This is a genomic window from Vicinamibacterales bacterium, from assembly GCA_036504215.1.
Classification (GTDB): Bacteria; Acidobacteriota; Vicinamibacteria; order Vicinamibacterales; family Fen-181; genus FEN-299.
Window position 1 is genome coordinate 119,254 of record DASXVO010000054.1, and the last position, 13,660, is coordinate 132,913.

Annotated in this window: 12 protein-coding genes; 3 read left to right on the forward strand and 9 right to left on the reverse strand. The window is 68.0% G+C overall.

The window, feature by feature from the left end; all coding sequences use genetic code 11:
- Positions 1–2: 2 nt before the first annotated feature.
- The gene (locus VGK32_15365) at positions 3–1,136 is read right to left on the reverse strand and encodes an acyl-CoA dehydrogenase family protein (protein HEY3383149.1); all 1,134 of its coding nucleotides are present in this window, start codon (positions 1,134–1,136) and stop codon (positions 3–5) included.
- Between the two features lie 257 nt (positions 1,137–1,393).
- Between VGK32_15365 and VGK32_15370 the strand changes: the two genes are divergently transcribed.
- The gene (locus tag VGK32_15370; GenBank protein ID HEY3383150.1) at positions 1,394–1,975 is read left to right on the forward strand and encodes a hypothetical protein; all 582 of its coding nucleotides are present in this window, start codon (positions 1,394–1,396) and stop codon (positions 1,973–1,975) included.
- A 102-nt stretch (positions 1,976–2,077) separates the two neighbouring features.
- On the opposite strand, the gene VGK32_15375 is transcribed toward VGK32_15370, so the two are convergent.
- From VGK32_15375 to VGK32_15410, 8 genes are all read right to left on the reverse strand, one after another.
- The gene (locus tag VGK32_15375; GenBank protein ID HEY3383151.1) at positions 2,078–3,505 is read right to left on the reverse strand and encodes a hypothetical protein; all 1,428 of its coding nucleotides are present in this window, start codon (positions 3,503–3,505) and stop codon (positions 2,078–2,080) included.
- Between the two features lie 62 nt (positions 3,506–3,567).
- On the reverse strand, positions 3,568–4,848 hold the full coding sequence (locus tag VGK32_15380) for a C69 family dipeptidase (GenBank protein ID HEY3383152.1): 1,281 nt from the start codon (positions 4,846–4,848) through the stop codon (positions 3,568–3,570).
- Positions 4,830–5,711 (reverse strand): hypothetical protein, encoded by an 882-nt coding sequence (locus VGK32_15385; GenBank protein ID HEY3383153.1) that lies wholly within the window; start codon positions 5,709–5,711, stop codon positions 4,830–4,832. The genes VGK32_15380 and VGK32_15385 overlap by 19 nt, the downstream gene beginning before the upstream one ends.
- Before the next feature lie 7 nt (positions 5,712–5,718).
- Positions 5,719–7,053, reverse strand: a complete 1,335-nt coding sequence (locus VGK32_15390; GenBank protein HEY3383154.1) for an acetyl ornithine aminotransferase family protein — start codon at positions 7,051–7,053, stop codon at positions 5,719–5,721.
- Positions 7,054–7,089: 36 nt separating this feature from the next.
- Positions 7,090–7,878, reverse strand: a complete 789-nt coding sequence (locus tag VGK32_15395; protein HEY3383155.1) for a CoA-transferase subunit beta — start codon at positions 7,876–7,878, stop codon at positions 7,090–7,092.
- A gap of 2 nt (positions 7,879–7,880) precedes the next feature.
- Complete coding sequence (locus VGK32_15400) at positions 7,881–8,747, reverse strand: CoA-transferase (protein HEY3383156.1); 867 nt, start codon at positions 8,745–8,747, stop codon at positions 7,881–7,883.
- A 3-nt stretch (positions 8,748–8,750) separates the two neighbouring features.
- Positions 8,751–10,319 carry an aldehyde dehydrogenase family protein gene (locus VGK32_15405; protein HEY3383157.1) on the reverse strand — a complete coding sequence of 523 codons (1,569 nt, stop codon included), beginning with the start codon at positions 10,317–10,319 and terminating at the stop codon, positions 8,751–8,753.
- Positions 10,316–11,623, reverse strand: a complete 1,308-nt coding sequence (locus VGK32_15410) for an aminotransferase class III-fold pyridoxal phosphate-dependent enzyme (protein ID HEY3383158.1) — start codon at positions 11,621–11,623, stop codon at positions 10,316–10,318. Before VGK32_15410 ends, VGK32_15405 begins: the two co-directional genes overlap by 4 nt.
- Before the next feature lie 144 nt (positions 11,624–11,767).
- Between VGK32_15410 and pcaF the strand changes: the two genes are divergently transcribed.
- Together pcaF and VGK32_15420 are read left to right on the forward strand one after the other, a co-directional pair.
- Positions 11,768–12,973 (forward strand): 3-oxoadipyl-CoA thiolase, encoded by a 1,206-nt coding sequence (pcaF, locus tag VGK32_15415; protein ID HEY3383159.1) that lies wholly within the window; start codon positions 11,768–11,770, stop codon positions 12,971–12,973.
- A 94-nt stretch (positions 12,974–13,067) separates the two neighbouring features.
- Positions 13,068–13,637: a DinB family protein gene (locus tag VGK32_15420; protein HEY3383160.1), complete on the forward strand. Its 570-nt coding sequence runs from the start codon at positions 13,068–13,070 to the stop codon at positions 13,635–13,637.
- The last annotated feature ends 23 nt before the right edge of the window (positions 13,638–13,660 follow it).

Sequence of the window (13,660 nt, forward strand, 5' to 3'; positions counted from 1 at the left end):
CTTCAGGCGAGCGCCGCGCGCGACACCACCAACTTGCCGACTTCCGTCGTCCCGCCGGCCGATACGCAGACCATCGCATCGCGGAACAGCCGCTGGACCGGGTACTCCATCATCGTCCCGCACGCGCCGTGGATTTCGATCGCCTTCTTGGCGGCCTGCACGGCGGCCTCGCTGACGTACATCTTCGCCAGTGTCGTTTCGACGCCGCAGTCCCGGCCCGAGTCCTTGAGCCACGCCGCGTGGTAGCAGAGCCACCGGGACGCCTGCAACTGCGCGAAGATGTCGGCTATGCCCCACTGGATGGCCTGCAACTGCGCGATCGGCCGGCCGTAGAGCGTGCGCTCCTTCGCGAACCGCACGGCCTCGTCGTAGCACGCCTGCAGGATGCCGAGCGCGGTGGCGGCCATCCCGGAGCGGCCGACCTCGCTGATGATCCTCAGCGCGATCGTCATCCCGTCTCCCTCATTGCCGAGCAGGTTCTCGCGCGGCACGTGGCAATCGCGGAAGATCAGCTCGCCCGTGTCGGCGCCACGCAGCCCCAGCTTGTGCTCGTGCCGGCCCGCGCAGAATCCGGCCGTGCCCTTCTCGACGACGAACGCGCTGATGCCCTTTGGGCCCTCGCCCGTCTTGACCACCGTGACCACCGCGTCGCTCAGGTGGCAGTTGGTGATGAAGCATTTCCGGCCGGTCAGCACGTAGCCGTCAGGCGCCGGGCGCGCGCTGCTGGCCATGCCGAGCAGGTCGGAGCCGCCTGTAGGCTCGGTGATCGCGCACGTCCCGAGGTAGTCGCCGCGGCAGAGCGCCGGCAGGTACTTCTCCTTCTGCGCGTCGGTCCCGAAGTCGGCCAGTGCGGCGGCGCCCATGTGGTGGACCTGCAGGCTGATGCCCACGGCGGCCGACACCCGGCTCACCTCCTCGATCGCCACCGTGCGCGCGAGGTGCCCGAGGTTCGATCCACCGTGCTCGGCGGGCGTGATGAGCCCGAGGACGCCGAGATCGCCAAGCATCCGCACGAGCGACACGGGGAACTCGTCGCGCTGCTCCATGTCCTCGACGAGCGGCGCCACGGTCTGCTCGGCGAACTCACGGACCGACCGCCTGACGAGTCTGGCTTCCCTGGGCAGATCGAAATCCATGACGACCTCGTTCGTTGATGCGTGTTGCCGGCGTGACCGGGGGCTGGCCCGGGTGCGACGGGGATCGGACCGGCCCATTATAGGCCCAGGCCACCCTACTTCTTCTGACGCGCCTGGAGCGCCCAGTCGAGCGGGATCCCGGCCGCAGATGCCCGCCCGGCCGAGGGCGTCGGCGATTCCTTGCGATAGTCGTCGAACCGGCCTACATTGCGATTACCGAGTCGTTCCCTTATTGCATCGAGTGGAGAACAGCGCGCATGGACGAGAGCAAGTCCTATCCGGTTCCATTCGTCCTGATCAGGCGAGCGTTGGTCGAGCAGGACGGCGAGCCTGCCGAGAACAAGCTCGGGACGGTCGGCAACAACGGTCGCAAGGTGCTCGCTACGCGCGTTCTGCCCGAATTCGGAGAGGTCGAAGTCACCCGGCCGCAATGGACGGTGCCCGCCGTGCTTCCCACAGGTGATGGGGGCCTCGAGGTGGCGACCTTCACCGAATTCGCGGGCCAGGACCGCCACAAACACCTTCGGAGCACGGAGATCTACACGGTGCTCAGGGGTCGGCTCTCGATCTACATCGATGACGAACCGCACGTGCTCGACGCATTGGACGAGGTCGTCATTCTTCCGGGGACCGTGCACGAAGTGGTGCAGGACAAGCGCCGATCTCGTGGTGTGGGTGAAGCCTTCGAACTGCTCGTCCGCGTCCACGCGCTCAGTTGTTTCGGTGTGGATGACAAGTACGTGCAGTTCGACCGTGGTGGAGCCTGGCACCGATGGAGCGAACTCACGAGAGAGGCTCGGGCCAGGGCGTACAAGAGGCAGGGCGATCCGGGTTCGTGATCTCGTGGTGGCGAGCGGCGGCACGCGCGTCATCCTGGCTGGGATGAATCCGGCACGGACGTAGCCGCAGGAAGCGCCAGGCCGCCAGGCTCTCTTCGCCGCCTACTGGTACGCCAGCTTGACCGCCAGCGCGAGCAGGAGGAGCGCCGTCGGCACGTAGACGAACACCGCGAAGGTGGCGGCGGCTTTGATGTACTTGAAGAAGTTCACGCCCGCCATCGAGCAGATGGTGAAGGCGATGCCGTCCCACGGCATCCAGAAGTTGAACGCTCCGCTCGCCAGTTGGAAGGCCAGCACGACGATCTGTTTCGAGAAGTGCAGCACGTCGGCGAGCGGCGCCAGGATGGGCATGACGGTGGCGGCGGTGCCCGAGGCGCTGCCGAGAAGCGCCGCCATCACCGCGCTCGTCGCGAACATCACGTAGGCGATGACGAACTGCGGCACCTTCGTCAGATAGCCGGCGAAGAAGTTCAGGATCGTGTCGAGGATGAGGGAGTCGTGCAGGATGAAGTAGAGGATCTGCGCGGCGCTCATCATGATGACGGCGATCATCACGCTGCGCATCCCCTCGATGTTCTTGTCGATCATCTCCTTGACATGCAGGCCGCCCGCGACCGGCACCACGATCCCCATCCAGAAGTAGAGCGCGCCGATCTCGGTGAAGCCCCAGCCGTGGCGCAGCAGCCCCACCATCAGGATGACGAACCCCACGAGCGTGAGCACCAGCGCAAGCGCGCGCCGTGGTGTCAGCGCGGCCGCGCTCGAGTTGTCGGGCGATGCCCGAAGACGCTGGCGGTTCTCGACGTCCTCGGCCGCAGACAGGGATCGTGACGGATCCCGCTTCACGCGGATCGCATAGCGCATGATCACCGCGCTCGTGATGGTCATGAAGACGACGAAGCACACGATACGAAAGCCGCTGCCGGAATAGAGCGGCACACCGGCGAGCGCCTGGCCGATGGCCACCGTATAGGGGTTCGTGATGCCGCACGCGAACCCCACGGCGATGCTCCAGTACATGACGAACACCGCCGACATCGCATCGAAGCCCATTGTCAGCATCAAGGGAGCGATGACGAGGATGAAGGGAATGGCCTCCTCGTACATCCCGAAGGTGGCCCCGCAGGCGCCGAGTGCAAAGACGATGATCGGGATGAAGGCGATGCCGAAGCGGCCGGTCCGCCGCACGAGCGAGTGGATGCCCGCGTCGATCGCACCCGTGGCGATGATGGCGGTCATCGCGCCCGCCGACAGCATGATGACGAACGAGCGGTCCGCGCCCTCGAGCGCCCCGCGCATGAAGACCGTCCAGAGTTCGCGGAACCCCTGCGGGATCGCCGGCACGAAGTGGAAGGAGCCCGGGACGACGATCTGCCGCGCGTGTCCCATGACGTCCAGCGAGCGGCGGTCGAAGGTTCCACCCGGGATCACGAACGTGAGCAGCGAGAACAGCACACAGAGGAAGAACATGATCACCAGGGGGCTGATGTTCCCCATGGCGTCGATGACTCGCTGGCGCAGGGTCGGCATCTGATTCTCCAGGAACACCGTGGGCTGGCGAAGCGAGTTCGGCGGTCTCAGGCGGAGCTTCGCTAGAAATCCTCGTGGAACGCCAGCGTCTTCACCTCGACGAGCAGATCGTGCAGTGCGTCAATCGCCCCGGCCGCGCGCTCCCGATCGAAATCCGTCACCGCCTCGATCATGCCGGACGGGTCGAGGCCGGCCGCGCGCGCCTCCATCGCCGTCAGCGCGGGTTCCGTCTCTGCCTCGAACGACCGCCACCGGCTGCGCACGACCTCGATGCATCGCGGGTAGTGGGCATCGACGAGCTTCGCGAGTTCCGTGAACAGCCAGTACGCCGAGTCTTGTGCGTAGCGGCCCCCGGCCGTCGCGTAGCGGGTCTCGACGTCCGCGATGCCGACGTGGAACGGCACGAACACGCCGGTCAGCGATGTCGAGAGGCAGGACCACATCCGGTGCGCCAGTTCCGGCCGCATGCCCCGGCGCGGTTCGAGGACGGTGCAGGCCTCGGTGTTCATGCGCGCCACCGTTCGCACGGACGTGCGGAACGGCGACCCGTCGGGCCTCGTGCAGTAGAGTGGCGTGCCCTCGTAGACCTCGCGCAGCAACGTCATGAGATCCGGCACGGTCACGGTGCCGAGAGCTGACACCCGCGCCTCGAGCACGTTGTGTCGGTCGAGGTTGTAGCGGTCCGCCTGGTTCGCTGGGTCGCCGAACGCAGTGGCGAAGTCCGCGGCCGCGCCCATCGTCGCTCCATGACCTGGCTCTCCTGCGGTGCCGATGCGATAGCAATTCGCGCGAATCGACACCTCGCCATCGCCGACGCGCTCGGCGGCCCAGTGGCCGTCCCTCGCCAGTTCCACCCACCAGGCCTCGTCCGGATCCGCAACGGCCACCATCGTTCCCGAGTCGCAGCTCAGACCCTGGTGTTCACACAACTCACCGACCAGCGCCGCACCCTCTCGGGCGGAGGTCGCCCGCTCGAGCACGAGTTGCAGGAACTCGGTCCAGATGACGCCGCCCGGAATCACGTCGTACATCCGATCTTCCGGCACGCCCTTCATGATGGCCATGTTGTTGGACACCGCCACGCCGTGCTCGTTGATGCCGAAGGTGTGCTCGCCCGGGTAGTGGCGCTTGTCGAAAATCTTCGCGGCCAGGTGGCGAACCAGATGGGCGGGCTGCGACAGCGTGCCCGACGAGTGCAGCGGGAACCGCTCGTCGGGCGCGGGATCGCGGGCGGGCACAATCGTCACCTTGTGCGCCGAGTTCCGGCCCAGTTCCTCGCTGTGGGCCAGCAGAACGCATCCGGTCGCGCTACGGTTCTTCCCGACTACGATTGTCGTGCACACAACGACTCCCCGGTTGAGGCCCCGAAGAACGCGTCGATGAGCGCGACGTACAGGTCCACGCGCTCGGCGAGCGGCGGTGAATCCGGCGAGCGCAGGACCGTCTCCACCGTGAGCACGGGACTGCATCCGATGCGCACGGCAAGCAACTCGTCAACCGATCCATCCGCGCTGTCCACGATGAGGCCGTCGACGATGCCCTCCCCGAAACGGGTGACCCCCTCGCGCACCAGCGGCAGGCGCGACTGGGCCAGGAACTCCCGAACACGGCGCGTCGCCGGCTGAACCATCCCGTCGGGACCCGTGACGTAGAGGTACGTTCCCCTTCCATCGAACTGGTACCCCGATGCCTCGTAGACCGGATCCTCGTGGAGGTCGAGTACCGCTGCGCCTGGGCGAATCCTGATGCCGCGCATCACGAAGTCGGTGATCGCTGCGGCTTCGGCACACGCCGGCACCACCGCGCGCCCCAGCAGGTGGTCGCTGTCGGAGACGCTTTGCCCGGAGGGCCCGTACCGCTGATGGTGCAGGTAGCCCCAGGGATTGAGCAGCGGCAGCACCAGCAATCGGAGCGCACGCCCGCGCTCGATCATCGTCGGGACGCCGCGCGCAAGAGCGAGCGCCCCGGCCGGTTCGCGGCCGTGAATGCCGCCAATCAAGACGGCATCCACCTCGTCCGCGTTCGCATACGCGCGAACCGGCAGCGTGCCGCCGGATGGCGCCGGCTGTGTCGCTATTTCGATCGTCCGCCACCCGGCCGATTCGAGGGCGTCGAATCCTGCGAGCACGGCGGCGAGTGGCGGGCGGCCGTCGCCCGCCGGCGGCACGACGAAACAGTCGGACGCGAGCCCGGCATGTGAGCGCATGGAACGCCTAGCCGCGCGCGAGGTGTGTTCGCGCCTCGTTCAAGCTCGCCTCGAGCAGGACGAGCGCCTCCTCGACGTTCGCCTGCGACACCAGCAGCGGCGGCATGAAGCGAATCGTGCTCGCCCCGCACGACAGGAGGAGCAGGCCGTTGTGGAACGCGCGTGTCACCACGGCATCGCACAGCGCCTTGGCCGGCTGCTTCGACTGGCGATCCGTCACCAGTTCCATGCCGAGGAAGAGCCCCTTGCCGCGCACGTCGCCGATTTCCGGATGGCGTTCCTGGAGCGCCTGCAACCGTGCCAGAAGACCGAGCCCGACCTCGGCCGCGTTGGCCATGTAGCGCTGCTCCACGAGGTCGAGCGTGGCGAGCGCCGCCGCGCAGCAGATCGGGTTGCCGCCGTAGGTGTTGCCGTGCGCCCCTCTCGGCCAGGCCCGCATCAGGCTCTTGCGTGCGGCCATCAGGCCGATCGGCATTCCGCTGCCGAGGCCCTTCGCGAGTGTGAGAATGTCCGGCTGCACGCCCCAATGCTCGCACGCGAACATCCGGCCCGTTCTCCCGACGCCGGCCTGCACCTCGTCGAAGATCAGCAGGATGCCGTGGCGATCGCAGAGCGCACGCAGGCTGGCCAGAAATCTGTCCGGCGGCACCAGGTAGCCGCCTTCGCCCTGGAGCGGCTCCACGAGGACGGCGGCAACCTCGCCGGGCGGAACATTGCCCTGGAACAGCATCTCCTCGATGTAGCGGATGACGGCCTGTCCCTGATCCTGGCCCGCAAACAGCGGCCGGTACGGATTCGGATACGGCACGTGCGTCACCCCGGGCATCGTCGGGAAGAATCCCTTCTGCTGGGTGTACTTGCTGGACGTGAACGCCAGCGAGCCCATCGTCCTGCCGTGGAAGCCGCCGAGGAAGCCGATGAAGCGGCTCCGGCCGGTGGCGTAGCGCGCCAGCTTCAGGGCGGCTTCCACCGCCTCGGTGCCCGACTGGCAGAAGAAGCTCATCGCCGGTTCGCTCATCGGAGCGAGGCCTGCGATGCGTTCGGCGAGGCGCGTCTGTCCCTCGTGCCAGTAGTCGCTCGAGATGTGGATGAACCGCTCCGCGGCCTGCTGGATCGCCCTGACGACGTCGGGGTGGCAGTGGCCTGTGCTGCACACGGCAATGCCGGCGGCAAAGTCGAGGAAGCGATTGCCGTCCACGTCCCAGACCTCCACGCCCAGCCCGTGGGACATGGCGAACGGATAGTCTCGCGGGTACGACGGGGAGGTCACCTCGGCGTCGCGAGCCAACAAGGCCTGGGCGCGCGGCCCCGGAAGTTCAGTGCGGATGTGCGGTGTCTGCATAAGACCTTTCGTGTCGGCCCATCCGGCGGATCGGCCTCAATATGGAACGCGGATGCGGCTGCCGTGCGCGGCCCTCGTCCGCGCGTGCAGGTCACGAAGGATTCGCAACTCTTCCTCGGTGGGGGGGGCGATGACCTCCACGTGGTCCGCGACCTTCAGGGGCCATCCGGTTGCCTGCTCGACCCGGGCAACCGACACCCCTTCGAAGCACCCGACCAACTGCAACTCCTCGGTGTCCGGCGCGGGCCGCAGCATGCCGAGATCCGTGATCACCACCTGCGGTCCGGCTCCGACAGCGCCCGATCGAGTCCGCGAGCCGTGGCCCTCCATGAACCCCGCGCTGCTGCAGAAGTCCAGCCGCGGGACGAAGGCGCGTGGAGTCTGCTTCAACACGATGAAGGTCTGCCTGGCGTGGGCCGCGATCTCCGGCGCTCCACCAGCGCCAGGCAGGCGTGTCCTCGGACGCGCGTAGTCGCCGATGACCGTGGAGTTGAGATTGCCGAACCGGTCGATCTGCGCCGCGCCGAGGAACCCCACGTCGATACGCCCGCCCTGCAGCCAGTAGGCGAACACCTCGGGCAGCGGCACCACCGCGGTGGCGGTGTCGGCCAGTTCGCCGTCGCCGATCGACAACGGCAGAACATCCGGCCGTGTCCCGACCGTACCCGACTCGTAGATCAGGACGATGTTCGGGGCGTGTGTCCGGCGAGCGAGGTTGGCGGCCGCGGAAGGAAGGCCGATGCCGACGAAGCACACGCACCGATCCCACAGGAGCCTGGCCGCGGCGACCGTCATCAATTCATCCGGATTCCACGGCGCGGTCACGATCACACCTCCTCGCCGTTCCGGCTGGACGGGACGCCGACACTGCGCAGGAATGCCGCGTGGCCGTTCGTCCCGAGCACGTGTTCATCCATCCACCGGCCGAAGTGCTCGCGGTCGCGGCTGATCTCGTCCCACGCGAGATAGAACGCGTTGTCGCGGGCGTAGTAGCCCTGGGCGTACGACGGGTACGCTCCGCCCGGCACGCACGCGATGGCCGTCACCACCCAGTCGGGCAGCACGACGGCGTTCACCGGCGCATCCAGCCGGTCCACGATTTCTTCCACCGTCACGAGCAACTGTCGGCCCGCCATCGCGGCTTCCTTCTGGACGCCCAGGATGCCTCGAAGCAGCACGTTGCCGGCGCGGTCCGCCTGTTGGGCGTGGATGATCGTGAGGTCCGGACGTAGCGCGGGCACGGTCGCGATCGACTCGCCCGTGTAGGGGCACGTCACCGCCTTCACCTGCGGATTCACGCGGGCCAGGTCCGTGCCGATATAGCCGCGGAGCACCCCGAAGGGCAGGTTCGACGCGCCAGCCGTGTAGGAAGCGGCCATGCCCGCGTGCGAGTGCTCGACAATCGCGATCGGCCGGGGCCACTGCCGCTCGACCGCATCACGCAGGCGATGGAGCGACCCGACGCCAGGGTTCCCGCCCCACGAGAAGGTCAACGCCCGCGCGCAGCCCGCGCCGATCATCTGGTCGTAGATGATGTCTGGCGTCATGCGCACCAGGTGCAGATCCGTCTTCCGCTGCCGAATGATCTCGTGGCCGGCGGCGAAGGGAATCAGGTGTGTGAACCCCTCCATCGCGATCATCTGACCGTCGCGCACGAGCCCGGCGACGGCGTCTGCCAGCCCCATCAGGTTCATGCGCTACTCCACCCAGGTCTGGGATTGCTCCCGCAGGTACTGAGGCAGGTAGTAGAAGGATCCGATCGCCTTGCCGGTGGACCCCGATCCCTTCCACCCGCCGAACGCCTGGTAACCCGGCCACGCGCCGGTCGTGGCGCCCTGGGGGCGATTCACATAGGTCACGCCCGCCTCGATGCCATCGAGGAACGCGGTGACCTCGTCCCGGCTCCCGTAACAGCCGGCCGTCAGTCCGAGCCTGGTGTCGTTCGCGCGGCGCAGCCCCTCCTCGAAGTCCTTCACGCGGTTCACCATCAGGATCGGCATGAACATCTCTTCCTGGAACAGCGGATGATCGGCGGGTGCCTCGGCGAGCGTCGGCGCGACGAAATGTCCGTGCGCGAGATCGCCGTCGGTGAGGCGCGTGCCGCCGAGGAGTACGCGGCCGCCACCCTCAGCAAGTTTCGAGCAGCACGCATCGAAATCCGCAGCCGCGCGCGCCGAGATCACCGGTCCCATGTAGTTCTCCCGCCGGGTCGGATCGCCGACGGTGAGCGTCTGGATCCGCGCGGCGAGGCGGCTGATGAACTCGTCCGCGACGGCCTTCTCGACATACACCCGCGACAGCGCGGAGCACTTCTGACCGCTGAGGCCGTAGGCGGACCGCACGATTCCCGTGACCGCCCGTTCGAGGTCGCCCTTCGCCGTGACGATGCAGGGATTCTTGCCGCCGAGTTCGGCGATGCAGGGGCGAGGCCAGCGGCCGGACGAGAGCGCCTGCAGGATCCGCATCCCGACATCGAACGAACCCGTGAACGTCGCGCCCGCAAGGTCCGGATGATGGACGAGCGCTTCGCCCACGGTCGATCCGCCGCCGATGACGTAGTTGAAGACGCCGGGCGGAACACCGGCATCCCTGATGCAGTCGGCCAGCAGGCGTCCGGCCCAGGGGGTGTCGGTGGCGCCCTTCAGCACGACGGTGTTGCCGGTGACCAGCGCCGCAGCGGTCGGACCGCCGGCCAGCGCCAGCGGGTAGTTGAACGGGGCGATCACCGCCCAGACGCCGTGGGGCTTGAGCACGCTGCGGTTGTGCGAGGCCCAGCCGTCGAGCGGATCGTCGGGCAGCGCGCGGTCGAACCCATTGTTCCGCTCGAAATCGGCGGCGTAGCCCCGGAAGAAGTCGGCGGTCTCCTGGGCTTCACCGAGGGACTCCATGCGGTTCTTGCCGACCTCGATGGACATCGCGGCACCGATTGTGTAGACGCGTTCCTCCAGCAACGCGGCCACCCGCCGCACCAGCGCCACGCGGTCGACCATGGGCGTTCGTCGCCAGGCCGTGAACGCGCGCTTCGCGGCTCTGACCGCGCGGTCGACGTCGGCGGCGTCCCCGGCGGGACAGTGCCCGAGCACCACTCGCTGATCGATGGGACTGCGCTTTATGGTGGTGCGCGCGGTCCGGACGTCGTCGCCGTCGATGTACATCGCATGCGCGGCGCCGAGACCGGCCTTCACCGTCTCCAGCGCGTCGTCGAAGCGGTGATGCATCTCCTCCGGCGGGTTGAACATCGTCGAATAGGTCAGCTTGTAGGTCACGACCACTCCGATTCGCCAAGCAGGCGATCGAGCACGCCGAGGGCGTCGCGCAGTTCTGGTTCTTCGATGACGAGCGGTGGGGCGAGCAGGATGAGGTTTCCGCGCACGGCGAACGAGACGCCCGCTTCCATCGCGCGTTCGACCAGGCGGCGCAACGACGGATGCACGTCGGGCCACGGTCGCAGCGGCTCACGCGTCTGGCGGTCTTTCACGAGCTCCAGCACCGCGAACAGCCCGCGTCCGCCGCGGACGTCGCCGATGACCTCGTGTCGGCCCTGCATGGCCGTCAGTTCCTGGAACATCCACGCGCCGAGCGTGCGGGAACGGTCGATGAGTTGCTCGTCCTCGTAGGCCTGGATGGCTGCAACACCCGCGGCACAGGCCAGCGGATGACCGCAGTAGGTCAGGCCGGTGTAGAGCATCTGGTGTTCGAGACGGGACGCAACCTCGCGCGACGCCACGACGGCCCCGAGCGGGACATGGGCCCCGGTGAGGCCCTTGGCGAGCGTCATCAGGTCCGGCCGTCCCGCGTCGCCGTGCCGCTGCCACGCAAACCACTCTCCGCAGCGTCCGAATCCGCTCATCACCTCGTCGGCGATGAGGAAGACGCCCGTCTCGCGTGTGACGAGGCGAAGCGCGGGCCAGAAGCTGTCCGGCGCGACGATGCCGTTCGTGCCGGCATCCGCCTCCATCAGGACCGCGGCGGTGTCCGGATGGCCGTCGATCGTCTCGCGGACGACCTCGGCGGCGCGGCGGCCGCACGCGTCCGGCGAGGGTGTTCCAAACGGGCAGCGGTAGGCATACGGGGGAGGCACGTGCAGCACGTGATAGACCGCCGGATCGACCTGAGCCCGCGTGCGGCTGTCGCCGCTGAAGGCCATCGCGCCGTAGCTGGCCCCGTGATACGAGCGGTCCCGCGCGATCACCATCCCATGCGGCCTGCCAGCCGCCTGGCGGGCGAACTTCACGGCGTGCTCGTTGGCGTCGGCACCGCCAAGCGTGAAGAAGACGCGCCCGCCGTCGAACCCGGACTTCTCGAGCAGGCGGGAGGCCAGCGTCGCGCGGGGCGCGGCGCCCCAAGCGGCCGTCACGAAGCAGAGCCGCTCGGCCTGCTCACGGATCGCGCGGACGAGCGCCGGATGCTGGTGGCCGAGATTCATGCACTCGGCCAGGCTGCTCATGTCGAGGTAGTGGCGGCCGTTCTCGTCCCAGAAGCACGCTCCGCGCCCGCCGACGATGGTCGGGGCCTTCCATTCGGCCTGCACGCACCAGCTGTGCAAAACAGTGTCTCGCTCGAGAGCCATGGTCGGTGTCCAGGGAGCGTTTCGTCGCCGCGGCGACCTTCGGATTGCGGACTCATTACAGTATCCTCTACGCTGGCCTGTCAACCGGGCGCCGCAGACACGAGGCCGCGTCGTCTCTGCGAATGCCCGAACTGGGGGTTGAACATGCGATCGGCATATCTCTGCGCCGCGGTGCGGACGCCGTTCGGACGCCACGGGGGCGCCCTCGCTCGCGTGCGTACGGACGATCTGGCGGCGTTCCCGATCAGCACGCTCATCGCGCGCCACCGGGGCGTGGACTGGGGCGCTGTGGACGACGTGGTGTTGGGATGCGCGAACCAGGCGGGCGAGGACAACCGGAACGTGGCCCGGATGGCGGCGCTTCTCGCTGGCCTGCCGCCGGATGTGCCGGGCGTCACCGTCAACCGCCTGTGCGCCTCGGGGCTGGAAGCCGTCGGCCAGGGTGCGAGGGCCATCTGGGCCGGAGAAGCAGACCTCATCATCGCCGGCGGCATCGAAAGCATGTCGCGTGCGCCCCTGGTCATCAGCAAGGCGGGTGGGGCGTTCTCGAGAGACCAGCGCCTCGAGGACACGACCGTCGGCTGGCGCTTCGTGAACCCCAAGATGGAAGCCGCGCACGGCATCGACAGCAACGCCCAGACGGCCGAGAACCTCGCGCGTGAGAGGGGCATCTCACGAGTGGATCAAGATGCCTACGCCTGGCGCAGCCAGCAACGGGCGGAAGCGGCTCGAACGCGCGGCCTGCTGGCGGAGGAGATCGCGCCGATCGACGTCCGGTCCGGACGCGAGACCACGCACGTCGCGGTGGATGAGCATCCGCGCCCGGGGACGAGCCTGGAGCAACTCAGCACGCTGAAGCCGCTCCTCGGGCCGGGCACGACCATCACCGCCGGCAACGCGTCCGGGATCAACGACGGGGCCTGCGCGCTGCTGCTGGCATCAGAGGCCGCCGTCGCCCGCTACGGCCTCGAGCCAATCGCCCGCGTCACCGGAATGGCAAGTGCAGGGGTGCCCCCGCGCATCATGGGCATTGGCCCCGTGGCGGCGATCTCCCGATTGCTGGATCGACAGGGGCTCGCGCTGGACGATGTCGACGTGCTGGAGATCAACGAGGCCTTTGCCGCACAAATGCTGGCCTGCACGCGCGCCCTTGGGCTGGGCGACGACGCCGAGTTCGTGAACCCGAACGGCGGAGCCATCGCCTTCGGGCATCCGCTGGGCGCCAGCGGTGCGCGGCTGTGCCTGACGGCCGCCTTGGAGCTGAATCGCCGCCAGGGTCGCCACGCTGTCGTGAGCCTGTGCGTGGGCGTCGGGCAGGGTCTCGCGCTGGCGCTCGAACGCACGGCATGATCCGCACCTGCCTGCGTCTGAACGAGCTCGGTGACGCCTTTCACCTCTCGTTCCGCTCATCGCGATGAAGGAACGTGGCCGAGGAGAAGAAGCCGTGGTGATCGAAAGCGAGTCGATTCTCGACATCTGGCGGATCAACAACCGTGTGGCGACCTTCCTCGTCGAGAACCTGCCCGAGCAACTGTGGTCCGCATCGCCCTCGCCTGACCGACAACGCACCGCCCGCGCAATCCTGGCCCACGTGCACAATACGCGTGGCATGTGGGCACGGGTGCTTGGCGGCCGCCTGGACATCCCGGCATTCAGAAAAGTCGATCCCAGGACCGTGACGAGGTCCGAACTCGTCACATCTCTCGATCGAAGCGCGGCATCCATCCTCGCCCTCTTGCGCGGCGGCATGGACGCAGGCGGTCGGTTTCCTGGCGTCGCTGGCGCCTTTGTCTTCGGCGCGCTCCCGCGCGACGTCGTGACCTTTCTCGGGTACGCGCTCTCCCACGAGAGCCACCATCGGGGTCAGGTCGTCTCATCGGCCAGGCACGCCGGCCATCGCCTTCCGGACCCGACCACCGCCGGCTTATGGCAGTGGTCCACCCGGTTGCGCGAAGCCCGCGCACGGGGTGGCGGATCACGAGTCCACGGCACCGGATGCTGCCCAGACGCGTGAGCCTGGGTTGGCCGATGGGGATC

What these genes read in the sequence shown, in the direction of transcription:
- VGK32_15400 (HEY3383156.1), bottom strand. Translation starts at nt 8,747, where the DNA reads ATGAACCTGATGGGGCTGGCAGACGCCGTCGCCGGGCTCGTGCGCGAC.
- VGK32_15410 (HEY3383158.1), bottom strand. Translation starts at nt 11,623, where the DNA reads ATGGCTCTCGAGCGAGACACTGTTTTGCACAGCTGGTGCGTGCAGGCC.
- VGK32_15365 (HEY3383149.1), bottom strand. Translation starts at nt 1,136, where the DNA reads ATGGATTTCGATCTGCCCAGGGAAGCCAGACTCGTCAGGCGGTCGGTC.
- pcaF (HEY3383159.1), top strand. Translation starts at nt 11,768, where the DNA reads ATGCGATCGGCATATCTCTGCGCCGCGGTGCGGACGCCGTTCGGACGC.
- VGK32_15375 (HEY3383151.1), bottom strand. Translation starts at nt 3,505, where the DNA reads ATGCCGACCCTGCGCCAGCGAGTCATCGACGCCATGGGGAACATCAGC.
- VGK32_15370 (HEY3383150.1), top strand. Translation starts at nt 1,394, where the DNA reads ATGGACGAGAGCAAGTCCTATCCGGTTCCATTCGTCCTGATCAGGCGA.
- VGK32_15390 (HEY3383154.1), bottom strand. Translation starts at nt 7,053, where the DNA reads ATGCAGACACCGCACATCCGCACTGAACTTCCGGGGCCGCGCGCCCAG.
- VGK32_15385 (HEY3383153.1), bottom strand. Translation starts at nt 5,711, where the DNA reads ATGCGCTCACATGCCGGGCTCGCGTCCGACTGTTTCGTCGTGCCGCCG.